The 19,299-nt window shown below is 70.2% G+C and carries 18 protein-coding genes; 10 read left to right on the forward strand and 8 right to left on the reverse strand.

Annotated elements, in window-relative coordinates:
* Positions 1 to 101 precede the first annotated feature (101 nt).
* Both ACZ5WE_RS04165 and ACZ5WE_RS04170 read left to right on the forward strand, forming a co-directional pair.
* A complete protein-coding gene (locus ACZ5WE_RS04165; RefSeq protein WP_467687685.1) occupies positions 102 to 935 on the forward strand; it encodes a helix-turn-helix domain-containing protein in 834 nt (277 codons plus the stop codon).
* Positions 917 to 1,195: a DUF397 domain-containing protein gene (locus ACZ5WE_RS04170; RefSeq protein ID WP_467687683.1), complete on the forward strand. Its 279-nt coding sequence runs from the start codon at positions 917 to 919 to the stop codon at positions 1,193 to 1,195. The genes ACZ5WE_RS04165 and ACZ5WE_RS04170 overlap by 19 nt, the downstream gene beginning before the upstream one ends.
* 57 nt (positions 1,196 to 1,252) lie before the next feature.
* Here ACZ5WE_RS04170 and ACZ5WE_RS04175 read toward each other — a convergent pair whose 3' ends face one another.
* Positions 1,253 to 1,744, reverse strand: coding sequence for a GNAT family N-acetyltransferase (locus ACZ5WE_RS04175; protein ID WP_467687681.1), 492 nt, complete (start codon positions 1,742 to 1,744; stop codon positions 1,253 to 1,255).
* 309 nt (positions 1,745 to 2,053) lie between these two features.
* Between ACZ5WE_RS04175 and ACZ5WE_RS04180 the strand changes: the two genes are divergently transcribed.
* Complete coding sequence (locus ACZ5WE_RS04180) at positions 2,054 to 2,998, forward strand: nitroreductase/quinone reductase family protein (protein ID WP_467687679.1); 945 nt, start codon at positions 2,054 to 2,056, stop codon at positions 2,996 to 2,998.
* 65 nt (positions 2,999 to 3,063) lie between these two features.
* On the opposite strand, the gene ACZ5WE_RS04185 is transcribed toward ACZ5WE_RS04180, so the two are convergent.
* The gene (locus ACZ5WE_RS04185; protein ID WP_467687678.1) at positions 3,064 to 3,834 is read right to left on the reverse strand and encodes an AraC family transcriptional regulator; all 771 of its coding nucleotides are present in this window, start codon (positions 3,832 to 3,834) and stop codon (positions 3,064 to 3,066) included.
* A gap of 56 nt (positions 3,835 to 3,890) precedes the next feature.
* Between ACZ5WE_RS04185 and ACZ5WE_RS04190 the strand changes: the two genes are divergently transcribed.
* Both ACZ5WE_RS04190 and ACZ5WE_RS04195 read left to right on the forward strand, forming a co-directional pair.
* Positions 3,891 to 4,475, forward strand: coding sequence for a class I SAM-dependent methyltransferase (locus ACZ5WE_RS04190; protein WP_467687676.1), 585 nt, complete (start codon positions 3,891 to 3,893; stop codon positions 4,473 to 4,475).
* Between the two features lie 171 nt (positions 4,476 to 4,646).
* Positions 4,647 to 4,997 carry an SH3 domain-containing protein gene (locus ACZ5WE_RS04195; protein ID WP_467687674.1) on the forward strand — a complete coding sequence of 117 codons (351 nt, stop codon included), beginning with the start codon at positions 4,647 to 4,649 and terminating at the stop codon, positions 4,995 to 4,997.
* An 87-nt stretch (positions 4,998 to 5,084) separates the two neighbouring features.
* Here ACZ5WE_RS04195 and ACZ5WE_RS04200 read toward each other — a convergent pair whose 3' ends face one another.
* The 3 genes from ACZ5WE_RS04200 to ACZ5WE_RS04210 form a co-directional block, all read right to left on the reverse strand.
* Positions 5,085 to 5,522, reverse strand: a complete 438-nt coding sequence (locus tag ACZ5WE_RS04200; protein WP_467687672.1) for a hypothetical protein — start codon at positions 5,520 to 5,522, stop codon at positions 5,085 to 5,087.
* 180 nt (positions 5,523 to 5,702) lie between these two features.
* Positions 5,703 to 7,595, reverse strand: coding sequence for a beta-galactosidase (locus ACZ5WE_RS04205; RefSeq protein WP_467687670.1), 1,893 nt, complete (start codon positions 7,593 to 7,595; stop codon positions 5,703 to 5,705).
* Positions 7,592 to 8,320, reverse strand: a complete 729-nt coding sequence (locus tag ACZ5WE_RS04210) for a FadR/GntR family transcriptional regulator (RefSeq protein WP_467687901.1) — start codon at positions 8,318 to 8,320, stop codon at positions 7,592 to 7,594. The genes ACZ5WE_RS04205 and ACZ5WE_RS04210 overlap by 4 nt, the downstream gene beginning before the upstream one ends.
* Positions 8,321 to 8,537: 217 nt before the next feature.
* On the opposite strand from ACZ5WE_RS04210, the gene ACZ5WE_RS04215 reads away from it, so the two are divergent.
* The 5 genes from ACZ5WE_RS04215 to ACZ5WE_RS04235 are packed head-to-tail and all read left to right on the forward strand — an operon-like array spanning position 8,538 to position 15,076.
* A complete protein-coding gene (locus ACZ5WE_RS04215; protein WP_467687899.1) occupies positions 8,538 to 10,166 on the forward strand; it encodes an ABC transporter substrate-binding protein in 1,629 nt (542 codons plus the stop codon).
* Entirely contained in the window at positions 10,163 to 11,122 is a 960-nt protein-coding gene (locus ACZ5WE_RS04220; RefSeq protein ID WP_467687668.1) for an ABC transporter permease, read from the forward strand. Before ACZ5WE_RS04215 ends, ACZ5WE_RS04220 begins: the two co-directional genes overlap by 4 nt.
* Positions 11,122 to 13,113, forward strand: a complete 1,992-nt coding sequence (locus ACZ5WE_RS04225; protein WP_467687666.1) for a dipeptide/oligopeptide/nickel ABC transporter permease/ATP-binding protein — start codon at positions 11,122 to 11,124, stop codon at positions 13,111 to 13,113. Before ACZ5WE_RS04220 ends, ACZ5WE_RS04225 begins: the two co-directional genes overlap by 1 nt.
* Positions 13,110 to 14,144 carry an oligopeptide/dipeptide ABC transporter ATP-binding protein gene (locus ACZ5WE_RS04230; protein WP_467687664.1) on the forward strand — a complete coding sequence of 345 codons (1,035 nt, stop codon included), beginning with the start codon at positions 13,110 to 13,112 and terminating at the stop codon, positions 14,142 to 14,144. The genes ACZ5WE_RS04225 and ACZ5WE_RS04230 overlap by 4 nt, the downstream gene beginning before the upstream one ends.
* Complete coding sequence (locus ACZ5WE_RS04235) at positions 14,141 to 15,076, forward strand: dihydrodipicolinate synthase family protein (protein WP_467687662.1); 936 nt, start codon at positions 14,141 to 14,143, stop codon at positions 15,074 to 15,076. The genes ACZ5WE_RS04230 and ACZ5WE_RS04235 overlap by 4 nt, the downstream gene beginning before the upstream one ends.
* A gap of 127 nt (positions 15,077 to 15,203) precedes the next feature.
* Here the strand turns inward: ACZ5WE_RS04235 and ACZ5WE_RS04240 are convergent, their stop codons facing one another.
* The 3 genes from ACZ5WE_RS04240 to ACZ5WE_RS04250 form a co-directional block, all read right to left on the reverse strand.
* Positions 15,204 to 15,881 (reverse strand): response regulator, encoded by a 678-nt coding sequence (locus tag ACZ5WE_RS04240; protein WP_467687660.1) that lies wholly within the window; start codon positions 15,879 to 15,881, stop codon positions 15,204 to 15,206.
* On the reverse strand, positions 15,878 to 17,098 hold the full coding sequence (locus ACZ5WE_RS04245; protein WP_467687897.1) for a sensor histidine kinase: 1,221 nt from the start codon (positions 17,096 to 17,098) through the stop codon (positions 15,878 to 15,880). The genes ACZ5WE_RS04240 and ACZ5WE_RS04245 overlap by 4 nt, the downstream gene beginning before the upstream one ends.
* Before the next feature lie 74 nt (positions 17,099 to 17,172).
* The gene (locus ACZ5WE_RS04250; protein WP_467687658.1) at positions 17,173 to 19,260 is read right to left on the reverse strand and encodes an MMPL family transporter; all 2,088 of its coding nucleotides are present in this window, start codon (positions 19,258 to 19,260) and stop codon (positions 17,173 to 17,175) included.
* Between the last annotated feature and the right edge of the window lie 39 nt (positions 19,261 to 19,299).

The following is a 19,299-nucleotide window of genomic DNA, read 5'->3' on the forward strand; positions in this document are numbered from 1 at the left end:
CCACCGGATTTCACGCTTCGTGTCTCGATGGTGACGGGCCGGCCCTACACTCGTCAGGGGTCTGTGCTCTACAACTGCGGGGCAGCGGAGGGTGGTTGGCCATGGCCAATGGTTCGAGGCAGGCGGCTTGGGAGTTCTTCGGGGCGGAGTTGAAGCGCAGACGGGAGGATGCCGGTTTCACGCAGTCCGCACTGGGGCTGCAGGTTTTCGTGTCCGGCGCGTACATCGGCCAATTCGAACAGGCTATTCGCAAGCCGCAGTTGGATGTTGCGCAGCGGATCGACGAGATTCTGCAATCCGACGGTATTTTCGAGCGGATGTGCCGCAAGCTGATTAAGGACCAGCCGTTCACGGAGTACTTCGCTCATGCTGCCGAGCTGGAGCGGCTGGCGACGGAGATCTGTGACTTCGCGCCGGCGGTGGTGCCCGGGTTGTTGCAGACCTCCGAATACGCGCGGGCGGTCTTCCTCGGCAGCAACCCGTTCGCCACGGAGGAGTACATCGAGGAGCTGGTTCGCGCCCGGACGGATCGTGCGCTGCTCCTCAAAGACGCATCGCGGCCCGTGTACTGGGCGATCCTGCATGAGACGGTGCTGCGTGTACCGGTCGGCGGGCCCGCGACGATGGCCCGCCAACTCGATCACATCCTGGTGATGGCACGGGAGCGCAAGGTGATGGTCCAGGTGCTCCCGTTCGCGGCCGGGGCGTACTCACCGATGGGCAAGATGATGTGGCTCATGGAGTTCGATGACGCGCCGCCAACTGTCTATACAGAAGCGGTGTTTTCGGGCACTTTGCTGGACGATCCGGCTGTGGTGAAGCGGACTCAGGCGTCTTACGATCAGCTCAGGGCCGTCGCGTTGTCGCCGGAGGCGTCCCTGGATCTGATCGATTCGGCGTCGGAGGAATTCAGACGATGCGCGAGTACGACCTGAGCAACGCCAGCTGGCGCAAGAGCAGCTACAGCGGCGGCGACGGCGGTGAGGCCTGCGTCGAAGTCGCCTACGACTTCATCGGCGCCGCCCGCTGGCGCAAGAGCAGCCACAGCGACGGCAACGGCGGCGACTGCGTCGAGGTAGCCGACGGAGTCCCCGGTATCGTCCCGGTACGGGACAGCAAGGACCCCCAGGGCCCCGCCCTGCTGCTCGGCGCCGAAGCCTGGTCCGCGTTCGTGGCAGACCTCAGCGCCACGTGACCAGGGGCGCGGGGAACTGCGCGACCAGCCCCCACACACCCGCAGAATCCGAACCCCTCAGCGCCCCAGCCCCTCCCTTCGATACCGCACCTCAACCCCTCCCCCGCCCAGCTCCGCCTCTCCCACCACCACAAACCCCGCCCGGACCAGCACGGCCCGCGACCCCGCGTTCCCCGCATCCGTCGCCGCCCGCAGGGCGGTGAGCCCGTACTCCGCGGCAGCGACCCCGCACACCCGCCGTACGGCGCCCGTGGCGAGCCCGCGCCCCGCGGCCACCTCGGCTATGCGGTAGCCGAGTTCGGCCTCGCCGCCCGCTACGTCGACGAGATTGACCCGCCCCACCACCGCACCCTCCCCGTCGACCAGTACGTGGAAGTGGCAGGTCCCTGCGGCCTGTTCGGCGAGCAGGGCCGCATGGCGTGCGGCGAAGTCCGTGAAGAAGGCGTCGCCGCGGTCGGGGACGGACTTCGCGAAGTACGCCCGGTTCTCGCGCTCGAAGGCGAGCAGGGCGGGAGCGTGATCGGGGCGCAGGCGCTGGAGTTCGGGCATGGCGGAACGCTAGCCCGCGGTCCGCGGACGGCGCCCAGGCTTTTTCTCTCCGCGTTGACAGGCGACTGCCGGGTGCATGTAATGGGGGCGGTGCCGCGTGGCGCCGGCCAATGAGCAGTGGGCCGGCCGGCGATCGGGCGAGCACCCTTCACCGAGGGATCCGCCATGAGTTCGTACTCCGCGCCCCGGACATGACGTAGCGCATCCGCACGTCACTCCCTTTCGCACTTCACACACCCCGGCAGCGTTGTCGCACGTACGCATGCCGTCCGTGTGCCATGCCCACATCTTCCGGAGACACAGAACCGCATGCCCACATCTTTCAATGAATCCGTCATCGAGGAGTTCCGCGCCAACGGCGGCAAGGTCACAGGCCCCCTCGAAGGCGGGAACCTGCTCCTGTTGACGACCACCGGCGCGAGGTCGGGAACCGCTCGGACGACACCCCTCGGCTATGTCCGCCACGGCGACTCGCTCCTGGTCGTCGGGTCCAACCTCGGTGCCCCGCGGCACCCCGACTGGTACCACAACCTGCTCGCCCGGCCCGTGGTGGGAGTGGAGATCGCCGATCGGACCTTCGAGGCTCTCGCGGTTCCCGCCGAGGGGGCGCGGCGCGAGGAGCTGTTCGACCATGTCGTGAAGGCGGAGCCCGGATACGGCGAGTACCAGGCCAGAACCACCCGGCTGCTGCCGGTCGTCGTGCTCGAGCGCGCCGAGCCCGAGGGCTGGGAGGCGCCCCGCGAGATCAGCACTCTCGCCGACAAGCTCATGGAGGTCCACACCTGGTTGCGGGACCAGCTGCGTCAGGTGAGGGCGGAGGTCGATGCCCACTTCGCGGCACGCGCGGCTCACCAGGGCCCCGGTGAGCCACCGGCTCCGAGCCTCGGGCTGCAGATCCGGCAACGCTGCCTGGCGTTCTGTCAGGCTCTGGAGTTCCACCACGTCAGCGAGGACGCACACCTGTTCCCCGGGATCTCCCGCTATCACCCGCACCTGAGCGGCGTCTTCGACCGGCTCCGCGAGGAACACCGCACGGTCGCACGCGTCCAGAACGACCTGGTCGCCCTGTTGGCCGGTATCGGCATCGCCGAACCCCAGCGGTTCCGCGCCGAGTTGGAGGCGATGTCGACCGAGCTGAACGCGCACCTCGACTACGAGGAAGAGTCGATTCTCCCCCTCCTGGCCGATGTCCCCTGGCCGCCGGCCGGTCCGGCGGAGCCGGTGGATGACGGCGAGGAGGGCAGCACCCCCTGACAGGAGCAGGCGTACAGCTGCCCACGCCGCACGGGCCCGCGCGCGGGCCGCCCATACCGCCCGCGCTACCCGTGCCGCACGGGAAAGTACTGCCTCGGCGTCAGCCCCACGATGCGGTGGAACGCCGCGACGAACGAGCTCGCCGAGGCATAGCCCACGCGTGACGCCACCGCTCCGACCGTCATGCCCTCGGCAAGCATCGGCATCGCGCTCTGCATCCGGAGCCGCTCGCGCCACTGGCCGAAGGCCAGGCCGGTCTCGGCGGAGAAGAGGCGGGCGAGAGTGCGAGCGCTCGCGCCGACCGCGCTGCCCCAGGCCTCAAGGTGGCGGCTGTCCGAGGGGTCGGCGGCAAGGGCTGACGCCACCTCCCTCGCACGCGGGTCCTTCGGCTCCGTCACGGAGATGCTCGTCACCGGGACGGGGTGCAGTACGTCCAGGAGGACTCTCTCCGCACGCGACCGTGCCTCCGGGGCGAGGTCAGTGCGGAGCAGGTGGTCGATCAGGGCGCGCAGGAGCGGGCCCGCGGCGAGGACGGTCGGCTCCGTCCAGGCGGCGGATTCGGGGCAGCGCGCCGGGTCGACGTACGGGCTGCGCATCACCGCGTCGCCCTCCGCCTCGGTCGCGTGGGGCAGGCCGGCGGGGATCCACAGGGCGAGGGACGGCGGCAGCAGCCAGGAGCCGGTGTCGGTGCGGACGCGCAGCAATCCCCTTGCCGACCAGGCGAGTTGGTGCACGGGGTGCTGGTGCGTCGCGAACTTCACGCCGCGCGGCATCGTGAAGTGGCCGACGAAGATCGCGGTCGAGGCCGCCCCGTAGGCGTGTCCGGTCTGCGACATGGGACGGCAGCCTAGCCCGTGGCGGACAGGGAAGGGCCGGATCTAGCGTCGCCGGTATGCCGATGAACCGAGCGCATCGCAAGCTGTGCAGTTCCGACGAGTGGGCGCAGGCGGTCAAGGACCGCCTCCTTCCCTGGGCCCTCGAAGACATCGAACTCGGCGACGAAGTCCTGGAGATCGGACCGGGATACGGCGCCAATTTGCGCGTACTGGTGGACCAGGTGCCCAGCCTCACGGCGGTGGAGATCGACGGGGACACGGTCCGTCTCCTGGAGCGCGAGTGGGGCGACCGCGCCCGCATCCTGCACGCGGACGGCTCCGACATGCCGCTCCCGGACGCGTCCTATTCGGCGGTGGTCTGCTTCACGATGCTGCACCACGTCCCGACCGACGCGCTCCAGGACCGCATCTTCGCCGAGGCGTTCCGTGTGTTGCGGCCGGGCGGTGTGTTCGCGGGCAGTGACAGCCAGCCGAGCTTCCGCTTCCGGCTGCTGCACTTCCGCGACACGATGAACACCCTGCCCCCGGCCGGTCTCCCGGCCCGTCTGGCCGCCGCCGGGTTCAGGGACCCGGCCGTGGAGCGGCATCCGGTGACCGGGGGGCTGCGGTTCCGGGCGACGAAGCCGCCGTCCGTCGGGTAGCCCTCATCGCGGTGGGCCGCGTGTTGGGGAAATGTTGGGCGGCGCAGCGAGGATGCGTCCGGTGGGGGTGATCTTCGCCTGTCGATCTCGCCCCTGGCCCGACCAGTAAGAAGCCACGGCTCCGGCACCGCCGGGAGCAGTGGCGCGTGAGAACCCAGAAGAAGGCAACGAATGACGAAGCACAGGATCGCCACCCGACTCGCAAGCGTGGCCGCTGTCGGCGCCGCGATCGTGGGTGGCACCGTGGCGCTCGCCCCGACCGCGTCCGCGGTGGGCTCCAGCGCCTGCACGAAGAATGTCGCGAACTACGACAGCCAGACGGACACCACGGTCAGGTTCCGCACGGGCCCCGGCACCGGCTACACGGCCAAGGGCACCGTGGGCGAGGGCCGTTGGGTGTACGTCACCTGCACCGCCAAGGGTGGCTCGTGGGCGTTTTTGAAGGTCACCAGCGGCCCGCACAAGGGAGAGACCGGCTGGATCGCCTACAAGTACCTCGCTGTTCCCATGCAGACCAGCTGAACGAACTGACGGGCGCGACTTGACCGCCGGGCCTCGCAGGGGCGGCGGGCCTCATTTGTTCCTGTCGGCGCGTACGCGGCCCGCGTCTCACTGATCCTGGACCGGCGGGCAGTAACCGGTGTCCTCGCCGATGGAGTTGATCTCGGCGTTGGGCCTCGGGTCACCCGCGTAGTTGATCTGGTCGGTGCAGCTCGTGCCGGGCTCTTGCGGGGTGCCCGACGGCTTGTTGCCCTTCTCCGGAGTGGGGCAGGTGCCGGTGTCCTCGCCGATGCTGTTGATCTCGGCGTTCGGCCTCGGGTCGCCCGCGTAGTCGAGCTGGTCGGTGCAGCTCTTCCCGGACTCGTTCGGGGTGCTCGACGGCGCCTCGTCGGCGGAGTTCCCGGCGGCCTTGGCCGCGGACGTGGGGGCGGAGGACGACGAGGTGTCGTTGCCGCCGCCCTGGCAGGCGGTGAGCCCGAACGCGGCGACGGTGATCACTATGGCGGCTGCGGCCTTGCGGGCGTGGAGAAGGGTGGTGCGCGACATGTTCTTCCCGTTCTGTCCGGTGGTTCGGGCTCGGCAGAACAAGGCTGTCGGCCGCTGCTGATGATCCGCCGCCGTCTGACTAACAGCCCGCTAACGTCCCGCCGCGCCCGTCGGGCCGGCCAGTTGCGGGACGGCCAGTTGCGGGACGGCCCGATGCGGGACCGAGTGCGGCGACGCCGATCAACGGCGCCCGCGTCGTACCTCCACGCTCAACTCGCGTTCGTTCATCACCACATGCACCCGCTCCCCCGCCGCCGTCACCCGCGTCCGCGCCTGCGCGCCCTCCGGGAGGCCGGGCAGGACGGGGGTGACGCCGCACTCCGCCCGTACCCGGTCGAGGAGTTCGCGCATCTCCGTCGGAGCGGGGCGCGTGCCCAGGTACCAGGCGACTCCCTCGCCGTACGCGTGGCGGGTCACCGTGGGTGCGCCATCGGGGGAGCGGATCACCGCCTCCGCGCCCTCCAGGTGGATCTCTTCCGACCAGGTGCCGTCGGCCTTGGGGTCGAACTCCTCCACGCGCAGGCCGAGGAGTTCGCGGAAGGGGGCCGGGTAGCCGCCGAGGTGGACGCGGTCGTGTTCGTCCGTGATTCCGGAGAAGTAGGACATGAGCAATGTGCCGCCCTCACGGACGTACGCGCGGATTCGTTCCGCGGCTTCCTTCGTCACCGAGTAGAGGTTGGGGACCAGGAGCAGGCGGTACTTGGCCAGCTCCGTCACGTCAGCGTCCGCCGGGACCACGTCGCAGGCCACCGAAGCGTCGTACAGCGGCTTGTGGTGGGCCAGGGCCGCCTCCAGGAACGTGACGTCCGCGCTCGGGTGCGCGTCCAGTTCCAGGGCCCACCAGCTGGGCCAGTCCAGGAGCAGGGCCGCGTCCGCCCGCTCGGGGAGCGAGCCCAACAGCTCGGGGTAGGCGGCGAGTTGCGCGCCCAGCTCGCGCACCTCCCGGAAGATGCGCGTCTCCCTGCCCCCGTGCGGGACCATCGCCGAGTGGAACTTCTCCGCTCCCCCGCGCGACTGCCGCCACTGGAAGAACAGCACCGAGTCCGCGCCGTGCGCCACCGCCTGCCAGCTGTCCAGGCGCATCCGGCCCGGCGGCTTCCTGCCGTTGCGCTCACGCCAGTTCACCGCGCCCGGCGCCTGCTCGAGGAGCAGCCACGGCCTGCCGCCCTTCAGACCGCGCATGACGTCGTACGAGAAGGCCGTCCGCTGGAGCGCATCCGGGTCGTGCGGGTCCGGGTACGAGTCGTATGAGACGACGTCCAGGTGCGGGGCCCACGCGAACAGGTCCAGCGTCTTCGCCACCGGGACGAAGTTCGTCGTGACGGGGATGTGCGGGGTGACGCGGGTCAGGGCCTCCTTCTCCGCCAGGTAGCACGCGAGGAGTTCGTCCGACGAGAAGCGCCAGTAGTCGAGCTGCTGGGCCGGGTTGCGGAACGACGGGGCCCGGCTCGGCGTGTGGATCTCCTCGAAGGTGCCGTAGCGCTGTGACCAGAAGTCCGTCGACCATGCGTCGTTGAGGGCCGCCACCGTGCCGTAGCGCTCCCGCAGCCACGTGCGGAACGCCGCCGTCGACACCTCGCAGTGGCAGTGGCGTGAGATGTGGCAGCCGTATTCGTTGCCGATGTGCCACAGGGCGAGGGCGGGATGCGTGCCGTAGCGCGTGGCCAGGCGTTCCGCGAGGCGTACGGAGTAGCGGCGGTGGACCGGGCTCGACGGGCACCAGTGCTGGCGGGAGCCTGGGTGCAGGCGGGTGCCGTCCTCCAGGACAGGGAGGGTCTCCGGGTGCAGGCGCGTCAGCCAGGGTGGCGGGGACGCCGTCATCGTGGCCAGGCTGACCGCGACGCCCGTCTCGGCCAGGCGGTCCATGTGGCCGTCCAGCCAACTGAAGTCGTACGTTCCCGGGGCGGGCTCCGTCTTCGCCCACGAGAAGATCCCGAGCGTCACGAGGTTCACGCCCGCCTCGCGCATCAACTCTGCGTCCTCTGCGTGGACTTCCGGACCCCATTGCTCGGGGTTGTAGTCGCCGCCGTATCCGAGCGACGGCAGTCGGTCGTAGAAGTGACTCAGCCTCATCCCACGCCCCTCGACTGCTGGCCCGACCGTGCGGCGATGCCCCGGAAGTGCTCCGCCATCGCCCACTGAGCCCGCTCCACGTCCCGCGCCCGCAGCGCCGTCACTATGTCCCGGTGCCTGCTCACCGTCACGTCCGGCGCCGGATCGCGGGCCCACCCGCGCACTCCCGCCACCCGGTTGAAGACGTTCCAGAACGCGCCGAGCAGCTGCGGCACCAGTTCGTTGCCGAGCGAGCGGTAGAGCGTCTCGTGGAACTCGCGGTCCAGCTCGGGGAAGGCGGCGCCCGTGCCCGCCGAGTCCTCCATTTTCCGCACCAGCGACTCCAGTTGGCACAGTTCCTCGTCCGTGAGCAGCACCGCCACCCGGCGCACCAGGCCCTCCTCGAGCACCTCCCGCACCTGGAGGATCTCCGCCAGAGCGTGCGCGTCGTCCGTGAGTTGCACCAGCGCGCGGAACGTGAGGCCGTCGGCCAGCGGGGTCAGCGACGCCTGGCCCACATACGTTCCGTAGCCGTGTCTGATCTCCACGATGTCCAGGGCCTGGAGCGCCTTGAGCGCCTCGCGCACCGAGTTCCTGCTGACCCCCAGCTCTTCCATCAGCTCGGCCTCTGTGGGCAGCAGCGCGCCCGGCCGTAGCCGTCTGTCGAGGATCAACTGCATGACCGCGCACTGGACTTGGCTGCCCACACGCCGTACTCGGACTGGCTCCTGAGGCATGCGGCACATCGTAGGCACGCATGACATCCCACGTCCCACCTCCGGACCAACATCGTGCCGCACGGCGCGATTTCGGATCCGTGCGCGATCTCTTGACCGCCCCTCGTGGCGCTCTTATGGTCGCCACGCCACCACGACGTAGGACGTGGGATCTCTCAAGGGAGCAAGGGGAGACACAGTGAGCGACCAGAAGACCAGCATCGGCTCCACCGGGCCGGCCGGCTCCATCGGACACACCGGGCCCGCACCGGATCGCCGGTCCTTCCTCAGGTACACCGGTGCGCTGGGCGCGGCCGCCGCCATCACCACCACGCTCTCCGCCTGCTCGTCGGGGCCCGAGTCCACGAACGACGCCGGAGGTGGCGGCGGCAAGGGCGGCGACTCCACCCTCACCGCCGTCATCGGCTATGGGAACGACGGGAGTTGGGACCCGACGCAGACCGCGTCCGCCTTCGCGATGGCCGGCAACGAACACATCTACGAGGGCCTTCTCAACACCGATCCCATCACCCGCGAGCCCTACGCCGCGCTCGCCACGGAGGTCCCCACCGACGACAAGGCGACCACCTGGAAGTTCACGTTGCGGCCCGGCGCCAAGTGGCACGACGGGAAGCCCGTGACCGCCGACGACGTGGTGTTCGTCTTCGACCGCATCCTGGACCCGAAGACGCAGACCCTGGCCAAGGGCTTCTTCGAGAGCTGGCTGAAGGAGGTCAGGAAGGTCGACGCGACCTCCGTCGAGCTCATCCTGAAGTTCCCGTTCCCGGACGGCCTGGCCCGCCTCTCCCTCGCCAAGATCATGCCGAAGCACGTCTACTCCAAGCCGGGAGCCTGGGACGACGCGACCAAGGGCAAGGCGATCGGCTCAGGACCGTACAAGCAGGCCTCGCACGCCCCGAAGTCCAACACCACCTTTGAGGCCTTCGACGACTACAACGGCCCCCGCAAGGCCGCCTTCAGGAAGATGAACTGGCTGACCATCGTGGACGCGGCACCGCGCGTCGCGAAGATCTCCGGCGGCAGCGCGGACTCGGAGATCGCGGACAACATCCCGTACGCCAACATCGAACAGCTGGAGAAGGGCGGGCTCACCGTCGAGGGCGGAGCGGGGATGAACAACCTGTTCCTGATGTTCAACACCGCGCACAAGCCCTTCGACGACGTTCGCGTGCGCCAGGCCCTGCACTACGCCATCGACACCGAGAAGATGATCCAGGTCGCCCTCAAGGGCCATGGCAAGGCGTCGACCTCGTTCCTGAACGAGTCCAACCCCGCCTACCGCCCGGCGAAGACGGTCTACGCGTACGACCCCGAGAAGGCGAGGAAGCTCCTGAAGGAGGCCGGGGTCAAGAGCTTGTCGATCAACCTCATGGCGGTGAACGTGAGTTGGATCGTCGACTGCCTGCCGACCATCAAGGCCTCGTGGGACGCGATCGGCGTCGAGACGACCCTCGATCCGCAGGAGACCACGGCCGTCTTCACCAAGATGGATCAGAAGAAGGACTACCAAGTCGTCGCGGCCGCATCGAATCCCAACCAGTTCGGCATCGACCCCGACCTGATCATGCACTACAACTACGGGCCCGAGAACCTGTGGATGGGCTACGCCCGCTGGGCGGGCAACGCAGCCGCCAAGAAGCTCTTCAAGGACATGGACCTGGCGACGCGCGAACCCGACGCGACCAAGAAGAGGGCCATGGTCCAGGACTACATCGACGTGGTCGCCGAGCAGGCGGTGATCTATCCCGTCGTCCACAACGAGCTGATGACCGCCTGGGACCCGAAGAAGCTCACCGGCATCAAGGCCCAGCCCTACCCGGGGATCAACCTGCTCCAGGCCAAGTGGGCGACGTGATCGCGGTACTCCGAATCCTGGTCCGCCGACTGGTCCTCCTCGTCCCGCTGCTGCTCGGCATCGTCCTGTTCGTCTTCCTCGTGATGCGGTTCTCGGACGTCGATCCGGCGTCGGCGTTCTTCCAGGGCGCCAACCCCACCGAGCAGCAGCTGCACGACTTCCGCGAGGAGAACGGCCTGCTCGATCCGCTGCCGGTGCGCTATGTCGCGTTCGTCGGCGATCTGATCCAGGGCGACATGGGCATCAGCGTGCTCACCCGCTCACCGGTGGTGGATCAGGTGACCACCGCCCTTCCGCTCACCCTGCAGCTGACCTTCATGGGCCTGGGCATCGCGGTCGTCATCTCGCTGCTGCTCGGCGTGACCGCCGCGATCCACCGCGACCGGCTGCCCGACCAGCTGATCCGCGTCATCTCGCTGACCGGTGTGGCGGCGCCCGGCTTCTGGCTGGCGCTGCTGATGATCCAGTACCTGGCGGTGGAGGCCGGCTGGTTCCCGACCGGCGGATACGTCAACCCCGGTGACTCCTTCACCGGCTGGCTGAAGACGATGACGCTCCCCGCCTTCGCGCTCTCCCTGCCGGTGGCCGCCGGGCTCACGCGCATCATCCGTACGGCCGTGGTCGAGGAGCTCGACAAGGACTACGTACGCACGGCGATCGGCAGCGGCCTGCCGCCGGTCGTGGTCGTCGGCCGCAACGTCCTGCGCAACGCCCTCATCAACCCGCTGACCGTGCTCGGGCTGCGCGTCGGCTATCTGCTCGGCGGGGCGGTCGTCATCGAGACGATCTTCTCGCTGCCCGGGATGGGGAAGCTGATGATCGACGCCGTGAAGAACGGCGACCCGGCCGTCGTGCAGGGGGTCGTCATCACGACGGCCGTCGGATTCGTGGTCGTGAACCTGGTCCTCGACATCCTCCACCTGCTGGTCAATCCGCGCCTGAGGGGGACCGCCTGATGATCACGTCGCGCAGGGCTCTGGCCGAGCGGCTCTCGCGGCCCGGCCTCCGCCTGCGCTCCCTGCGCAGGCTGCCTGTCCTGTCCCGGATCGCGGTGGCGGTCGTCGGCATCGTCGTCCTCGTCGCCCTCTTCGCGCCCCTGATCGCCCCGCACGACCCGCTCGACCAGCAGCCCCAGGTCGACGGCACGGGACACCCGTCGGGCGACCACTGGATGGGCCAGGACAGCCTGGGCCGGGACATTCTCAGCAGGCTGATGTACGGGGCGCGCTGGTCCCTTGCGATCGGGCTGGGGGCGACGCTGCTCGCCCTGGTCGTCGGCGCGGTGCTCGGGGCGATCGCGGCGACCTCGCGCAAGGCGGTCGACGAGACGCTGATGCGGTGCCTGGACATCGTCATGGCGTTCCCCGGGATCGCGCTCGCCGCCGTGCTCGTGGCCGTCTTCGGGGGCGGCATCCTCGTCCTGATCTGCGCCATCGCGTTCCTGTTCACGCCGCCGATCGCACGGGTCGTACGGGCGAACGTGATGGATCAGTACGGCGAGGACTATGTCGTCGCCGAACGCATCGTCGGCGCCCGGACCCCGCACATCCTCATCAAGCACGTGGCCATCAACTGCGCCGCGCCGATCCTGGTGTTCTGCACGGTGCAGGTCGCCGAGGCCATCGTCTTCGAGGCCTCGCTGTCCTTCATCGGCGCGGGCGTGCGGCCCCCGGACCCGTCCTGGGGCAGCGTCATCGCCGACGGCAAGAACATGGTGCTGCTGGGCGGCTGGTGGGCGACGGTCTTTCCCGGCCTCCTGATGCTGATCACGGTCCTTGCCCTGAACATCCTCTCCGAGGGTGTCTCGGACGCGTGGGCTGCGCCCGCGACGCGTGACGTGCCGGGCGCGGCCCGCAAGGAGGACCGCCTCGAAGCCCCCGAGCCGGGCAGCGGCAAGGTGCTTGAGCTGCCGGGCCTGACGGAGGCGGCACAGCGTCTGCGCTCGCGTGCGCGGCCGCTGCCGGCGGGGGCCCCGGTCCTCACCGTCTCCGGTCTCACGATCGGCTTCGACGCCCGCCACGGCGGTGTGGACATCGTCGACGGCATCAGCTTCCAGGTGCGGCCCGGTGAAGTCCTCGGCCTGGTCGGCGAGTCGGGCTGCGGCAAGTCGCTCACCGCGCTGACGGTGATGGGCCTGGAGCCGAAGGGTGCCCGTGTCGGCGGCCAGGTCGCGTTCAACGGCGAGCAGTTGATCGGCATGCCGATGCGTGCCCGCAGGCGTCTGCTCGGCCACGACATGGCGATGATCTACCAGGACGCGTTGTCGTCCCTCAACCCCGCGATGACGGTCAGGGCCCAGCTCAAACAGGTCGTACGCAGGGGAGGCCGCCGCTCGGCGGTCGAACTCCTCGAACTGGTCGGACTGGACCCGGACCGCACTCTGCGCAGCTACCCGCACGAACTCTCCGGCGGCCAGCGGCAGCGGGTCCTGATCGCGATGGCGCTCTCCCGCGACCCGAAACTGATCGTCGCCGACGAACCGACGACGGCACTGGACGTCACTGTCCAGGCCCAGATCATCCAACTCCTGCTGCGCCTGCGCGAGGAGCTCGGCTTCGCGCTGATCCTCGTCTCGCACGACCTGGCGCTGGTCGCGGACGTCACCGACCGGGTGGTCGTGATGTACGGGGGTCAGATCGTCGAGACGGGCGTGACGGCGGACCTGGTCGAGGCTCCGTCGCACCACTACACGCGCGGTCTGCTCGGCTCGGTGCTCTCGCTCGAATCGGCGGCGGAACGCCTGACGCAGATCAAGGGCGTCGTCCCGTCGCCCGCCGACTTCCCCGCGGGTTGCCGGTTCGCGGACCGCTGTCCTCTCGCGAGCGAGGTGTGCCGTACGACGGCGCCCGAACTCGTCGGCGGGACACGGCACTCGATCGCCTGCCACCACCCCGCGCAGCAGCCGCCGCCGGTGCCGCGCCCCAGGGGAAGCGAGGCCCTCAAGTGACCGCTCTCATCTCGCTGTCCGACGCGCACGTCGTGCACCGGGCCCGCTCGGGCGGGCTGTTCTCGCGCGATCGCGTGTACGCCCTGACCGGCGCCGATCTGACCATCGCGCCCGGCGAGACGGTCGGCGTCGTGGGCGAGTCGGGGTGTGGCAAGTCGACGCTCGCGAAGGTCCTCGTGGGGGTGCAGCGGCCCACGGCGGGCACGGTGTCCTTCCGGGGAAGCGACCTGTGGACGATGAAGCCCGCCGAACGCCGGGCCGCGATCGGCCGGAACACCGGCATGATCTTCCAGGACCCCTCTACGGCACTGAACCGACGGCTGACGGTGCGCCAGATTCTCCGCGATCCGCTGGACGTCCACAGGGTGGGGAAGGCCGCGCAACGCGACGCGCGCGTGCGGGAGCTGATGGCACTGGTGGGCCTCCCCAGGGTCCTGGCGGACGGTCTGCCCGGGCAGCTCTCCGGGGGGCAGCGCCAACGCGTGGCGATCGCCCGCGCCCTCGCCCTCGAACCGGAGCTGGTGGTGGCGGACGAACCGACGAGCGCGCTCGACGTCTCCGTGCGCGCCCAGATCCTCAACCTCCTCCTGGACCTGAAGGAGCGGCTCGGCCTGGCCCTGGTCTTCGTGTCGCACGACATCCAGACGGTGCGGCGGATGAGCGACCGGGTGATCACCATGTATCTGGGCAGAATCGTGGAGGAGTCACCGGCACAGGAGATCCTGGACAGAGCACGGCACCCGTACACCCGGGCTCTCTTCTCCGCGACGCCCGGCCTCCTCGACCCCATCGACCCGATCCCGCTCGTCGGCCCGGTGCCGTCGGCCACTCGACCGCCGAGCGGATGCCCGTTCCGTACGAGGTGCTGGAAGGCGGACGAGGCCTGTGCCGCCACCATGCCGGACTTCGCGTCGTCGGAAGGGTCAGGACACCGCTACCGCTGCCACCACCCCGTGCGGGACGGCCAGTCCACGCACGAGCTGGTGATCCAGTCCGCCGCCACGGACGCGAGCCCCAGGGAGAGTTCATGACCATGCCCACCCCGCTGACCGGTGTCATTCCGCCCGTCTGCACCCCCCTGACACCGGACCACGAGGTGGACACACCATCGCTCATCAGGCTGGTCGACCACCTGGTGTCGGGCGGGGTGGACGGCCTGTTCGTCCTCGGCTCCTCGTCGGAGGCGGCGTACCTGACGGACGGGCAGCGGAAGGTCGTGGTCGATACGGTGGTGGGCCACGTGGGCGGCCAACTCCCAGTCCTGGCAGGGGCGATCGACATGACGACGCCACGGGTCCTGGACCACGTCCACGCGGTGACGGCGGCCGGGGCGGACGGTGTGGTGGTGACGGCGCCCTTCTACACGCGCACGCACCCGGCCGAGATGGCCCGCCACTTCCGCGTGATCGCGGCCCGCTCGACGGTGCCGGTGTTCGCCTACGACCTCCCTGCCTCGGTCCACTCCAAACTGCCCGCGGAGCTGGTCCTCGAGCTGGCGGCGGAGGGGGTGCTCGCCGGCCTGAAGGACTCCAGCGGGGACGAGGGGAACTTCCGGGAGGTCGTGCTCGGCGCGCGGGGGCGTGGGGACGCGCCGGTTTTCAGTGTCCTGACGGGTTCGGAGACGACGGTGGACGCGGCGCTGGCGATGGGGGCGGACGGGGTGGTTCCGGGGTTGGGGAACGTGGACCCCGGGGGGTACGCACGGCTGTACCGCTACTGCCGGGAGGGGGACTGGGTGCGGGCGCGGGTGGAGCAGGAGCGGTTGTGCGGTCTGTTCGGCATGGTGCGGGTCGGGGACGCGGGCCGCATGGGCGGCAGCTCGTCCGCGCTGGGAGCGTTCAAGGCGGCGCTGCACCTACGGGGCGTGATCGCGTGTGCGGCAACCGCCGAGCCCCAAGTTCCGCTGTCCTCCGGGGAGGTTGAGCGGGTGGGGAAGTTCCTGGCGGGGGCGGGGTTGTTGTAAGCGGCACTGAGATTTACCGCCGGTCCGGACATGTCTTTCAGCCCCTCCGGCGTTTGAGGAGCGGGTCTGGGTCGGAGCCCCGGTTTCGGGAAGGGGCGGGATCGGGGAAAGCCCCGCAGGGACCGCCCTACCCCACCCCTGTCACCCCCGGCCGCACCAACCCCGACTCATACGCCACGATCACCAACTGCGCCCGGTCCCTCGCCCCCAGCTTCCCCATGATGCGGCTGACGTGGGTCTTGGCGGTCAGCGGGCTCAGCCCCAACTGGTCCGCTATCTCCGCGTTGTTCAGACCCCGCGCGACCAGCGCGAGAACCTGCCGCTCCCGCTCGCTCAACTGACCAGAAAGCGCGTCCGGCAGCACCACATCGGCCGGCGCCCGCAGCACCCGCGCGATCAACCGAGAAGTCGGGCCCGGCGACAGCAGGGACTCCCCCGCGGCCACCGTGCGGATCGCCTCGAGAAGTTCGGCGGGCTTCGTGTCCTTCACCAAGAACCCCGACGCCCCCGCCCGAATCGCGTCGACGACATGCTCATCCGTGTCATAAGTCGTCAGCATCAACACCTTCACCCCGGCCAGATCCTCGTCCTTGGCGAGGAGCCGCGTCGCCTCGATCCCGTCGAGATCAGGCATCCGGATGTCCATCACGATGAGATCCGCCCGCTCCGAGCGGGCAAGATCGACCGCCGCCCGCCCCGTCCCCGCCTGCCCCACCACCACCATGTCCGGAGCGGACTCGACCAGCATCGCGAACGCGGCCCGTACCAGCGTCTGGTCATCGGCGAGCAGCACACGAATCGTCATCCCGGCGTTTCCCCCGCCGCCAGAGGCAACACAGCCGACACCGCGAACCCGCCCCCCTCCCGAGGCCCCGCCTCCACCGTTCCGCCCACGCTCCTGGCCCGCTCCCGCATTCCCACCAGGCCGAACCCGGGGGTGTGCGGAGGGTCCTGGGCCGCGGCCTCCCCGTCGTCCACCACCGTCACCCGCAGCGTCGCCTCCGCCTCGCTGATCCCCACCCGGATGGTGAGCCCGGGGCCGCCGTGCCGCACCGCGTTGGTCAGCGCCTCCTGCACGATCCGGTAGGCCGCGGCGCCCACGGCGGGCGGCGCGGCGACTTCCCGTACCGCCATGTCGACCTCGGCCCCGGACGTCCGCGCCGCCTCCGCCAGGTCGGCGAGTCCATCGAGGCCCGGCAGCGGGCCCCGCGTCTCCTCGGCGGTGCCCGCCCTCAACACCTGGAGGGTGGCGCGGAGTTCACCCCGGGCCGTGCGGCAGGTGTCGGCGATGTCGTCCAGCGCCTTGGCCACCGCCGTCCGGTCGAGCCGCTCCGGATCGGCGGCGAGGACGTGCGCGGCGACGGATGTCTGGACGCCGACCAGGGTGATGCTGTGCGCCAGCAGGTCGTGCAGATCACGGGCGACCCGCAGCCTCTCCTCGGCGACCCGCCGCCGCGCCTCCTCCTCGCGCGTACGCTCCGCCCGCTCGGCACGCTCCAGTACGGAGGTGACGTACTGGCGGTGGATGCGCACGTACACCCCCAGCAGCAGCACGGCGACGACCCAGCCGGAGATCCTGAGCACCTCGGCCACCTGGTGCGGGGGCTGGCTCGCGTTGACGGTCAGCATGGCGCCCACGACGAGGAGGCCGGTGAACAGGGCGCGGCGCGGGCGCCCCGACACGGCGACGGCGTAGATCACGACCATGCCCACCGGGACGGCGGCCGTGTGCGTGTAGTCGATGGCGTGGTAGGGAGCGATGAAGCCGAGCACGGCGAGCAGCGTGAGCACCGGGCGGCTCCGCCGCCACACCAGCGGCACGTGCGCGCACAGGAGCAGGCTCCACCCGAGGAGGTCGGGCCGCGTGCCGTCCTCGACGAACGTGGCGAGCACGGCGGCCAGCACCGCGAGCGCCGCGGCGAACAGCGCGTCGTCGCGCAGAGCGCGCCGGCTGCCGGGCGCGGCCCCGGTGAAGGGCACGAGGCCGAGCGGCGCGGACGACCTCTCGTGAACCTGCGGTATGTCCCCCACAGGCGCATCCTCTCCTACGAAGGTGCCCCTCCGGGGGCGAAGGGGCACCTTGAGGCGGTCAACTGTCAGGAAGTGGTGACCCGTTGGGGCTCGGGCTCCACGGCGGGTCCGCGGGCCGGCCCGGGCCGCGAGAGGCTTCCCGGCCACCACACCTTCCGTCCCAGCAGCACACTCGCGCTCGTCACGAGGTAGGTCCGCACCAGGAACGTGTCCAGCAGGACGCCCACCGCGATGACGAAGCCCAGCTCGACCAGCTGTACCAGCGGCATGTTGGTGAGCACCGCGAACGTCGCCGCGAGAACCAGACCCGCCGACGCGATGACGCCGCCGGTCGTCCGCAGCGCGGTCAGCGCGGCGTCCCCGGGCTCGGCCCCCGCGAGGGACTCCTCCCGCATGCGGTGCATCAGGAAGATGCCGTAGTCGACGCCCAGTGCGACGAGGAAGACGAAGGACAGCAGGCCGAGCCCGGGGTCCGTGCCCGCGAAGCCGAAGAGCGGCTCGAAGACCAGGCCCGCGATGCCGAGCGAGGCCCCCCACACCGCGACCACCGCGACGAGGAGCAGCAGGGGCGCGACGAGGGACCGCAGCAGCGCCACCAGGACCAGCAGCACCGCCACCAGGACCAGCGGCACGATGATCATGCGGTCACGGTCGTTCGTCTCCTTCATGTCGAGCTGCTGGGCGCTGGCGCCGCCCACGTGCGAGCCGTCGAGATCGGCCCGCAGCGCTTTGATCATCGCCGTCTCCCCCGCCGACTCGGGCGCGGACGTCGCGATCACGGAGATCTCCGTCCAGCCCTTCGCCGTACGTCCACGCTCGGCGCTGTTCACGCCCTTCGTGCCCTTGATGTCGGCGAGGGCCTTGGTGGCACCGTCCGCGGGCGCCATCACGCTGATGGGCTGGCTGCCGCGTTCGGGGTAGGCCTTGGCGAGGGTCTCCATCGCGGTGATGGAGTCGGGCGTCTTGGTGAAGGAGTCCTCCTGCTTCAGCGCGCCCGGCAGGTTCAGCGCCCCCAGGGACAGCACGCCGAGCAGCACGGCGCCGCCCGCGAGCACGGTGAGAGGCCTGCGGCCCGCCGAACTCCCCATCATGGTGAAGAGGCTGCGCCGCTGCTTGGGCTCGCTGCCGAAGGCGGGCACGAGCGGCCAGAACACGCGGCGCCCCAGGAGGACGAGAATCGCGGGGAGCAGCGTCAGCATCGCGACGAGCGCGCACAGCACCCCGACCGCGCCCAGCGGGCCCATGCCGCGGCTGCTGTTGAGGTCGGCCGCGAGGAGACACAGGAGGCCCGCCGCGACCGTCCCCGACGAGGCGAGCACGGCGGGGCCGCACCCCTTCAGCGCGGCGACCATCGCGTCGTAGGGCCGCTCGACCCTGCGCAGCTCCTCCCGGTAGCGGGAGACGATGAGCAGCGCGTAGTCGGTGCCCGCGCCGAACACGAGGATCGTCATCACGCCGCTGCTCTGACCGGTGACGGACGTCCCGAAGCCTTCGTGCAGTCCGTACGCGACGCCCATCGCGAGGTAGTCCGCGGTGCCCGCCGCGACGAGCGGCACCAGCCACAGGAACGGGCTGCGGTAGATGAGGATCAGGAGCAGCGCGACGACCCCGGCCGTGGTGTAGAGCAGCGGCCCGCCGAGCGAGTTGTAGACCTTGCTCGCATCGGTGTTGAGCGCCCCCGAACCTCCCACATCGACGCTCAACCCGGCTCGCCCCTCGGCGACTTCACGTACGTCGTCGACCAGCGCGTCCCTGGCCTTCTCGTCCAGGCCGGGCTCGGTGCTCGCCACGGGGTACATCAGTGTGGTGCCGTCCTTGGACGGTACGGCGCGCGGGGCGGACGTCAGCTTGTGGGCCCGGCCGATCTCCGCGACCTGGGTGGCCGCCTCCTTCCGGTCGGCGGCGGTCAGGCCGCCGTCCCGGTGGTAGACGAGCACCATCTCGGTGGCCTCGCCGCCGGGCAACTGGTCCTGGATCTTGGCCGCTTCGGTGGAGTCGGCGCTCGCGGGGAGGTAGTCGACGAGGCGGTCCTGCTGGGCGTCGGACAGTTTCGACGCGAAAGGCCCGGCGAGCGCGAGGACGGCGATCCACAGTCCGAGGAACACCCAGGGCACGGCTCGTCGCCGTCGTGCGGTGGTCTGTTCGGCCCGCATGACGGGCCTCCTTCCGGCAGGTTGGCTGGTTCGGTGCCA

The organism is Streptomyces sp. NPDC033180 (assembly GCF_055577645.1).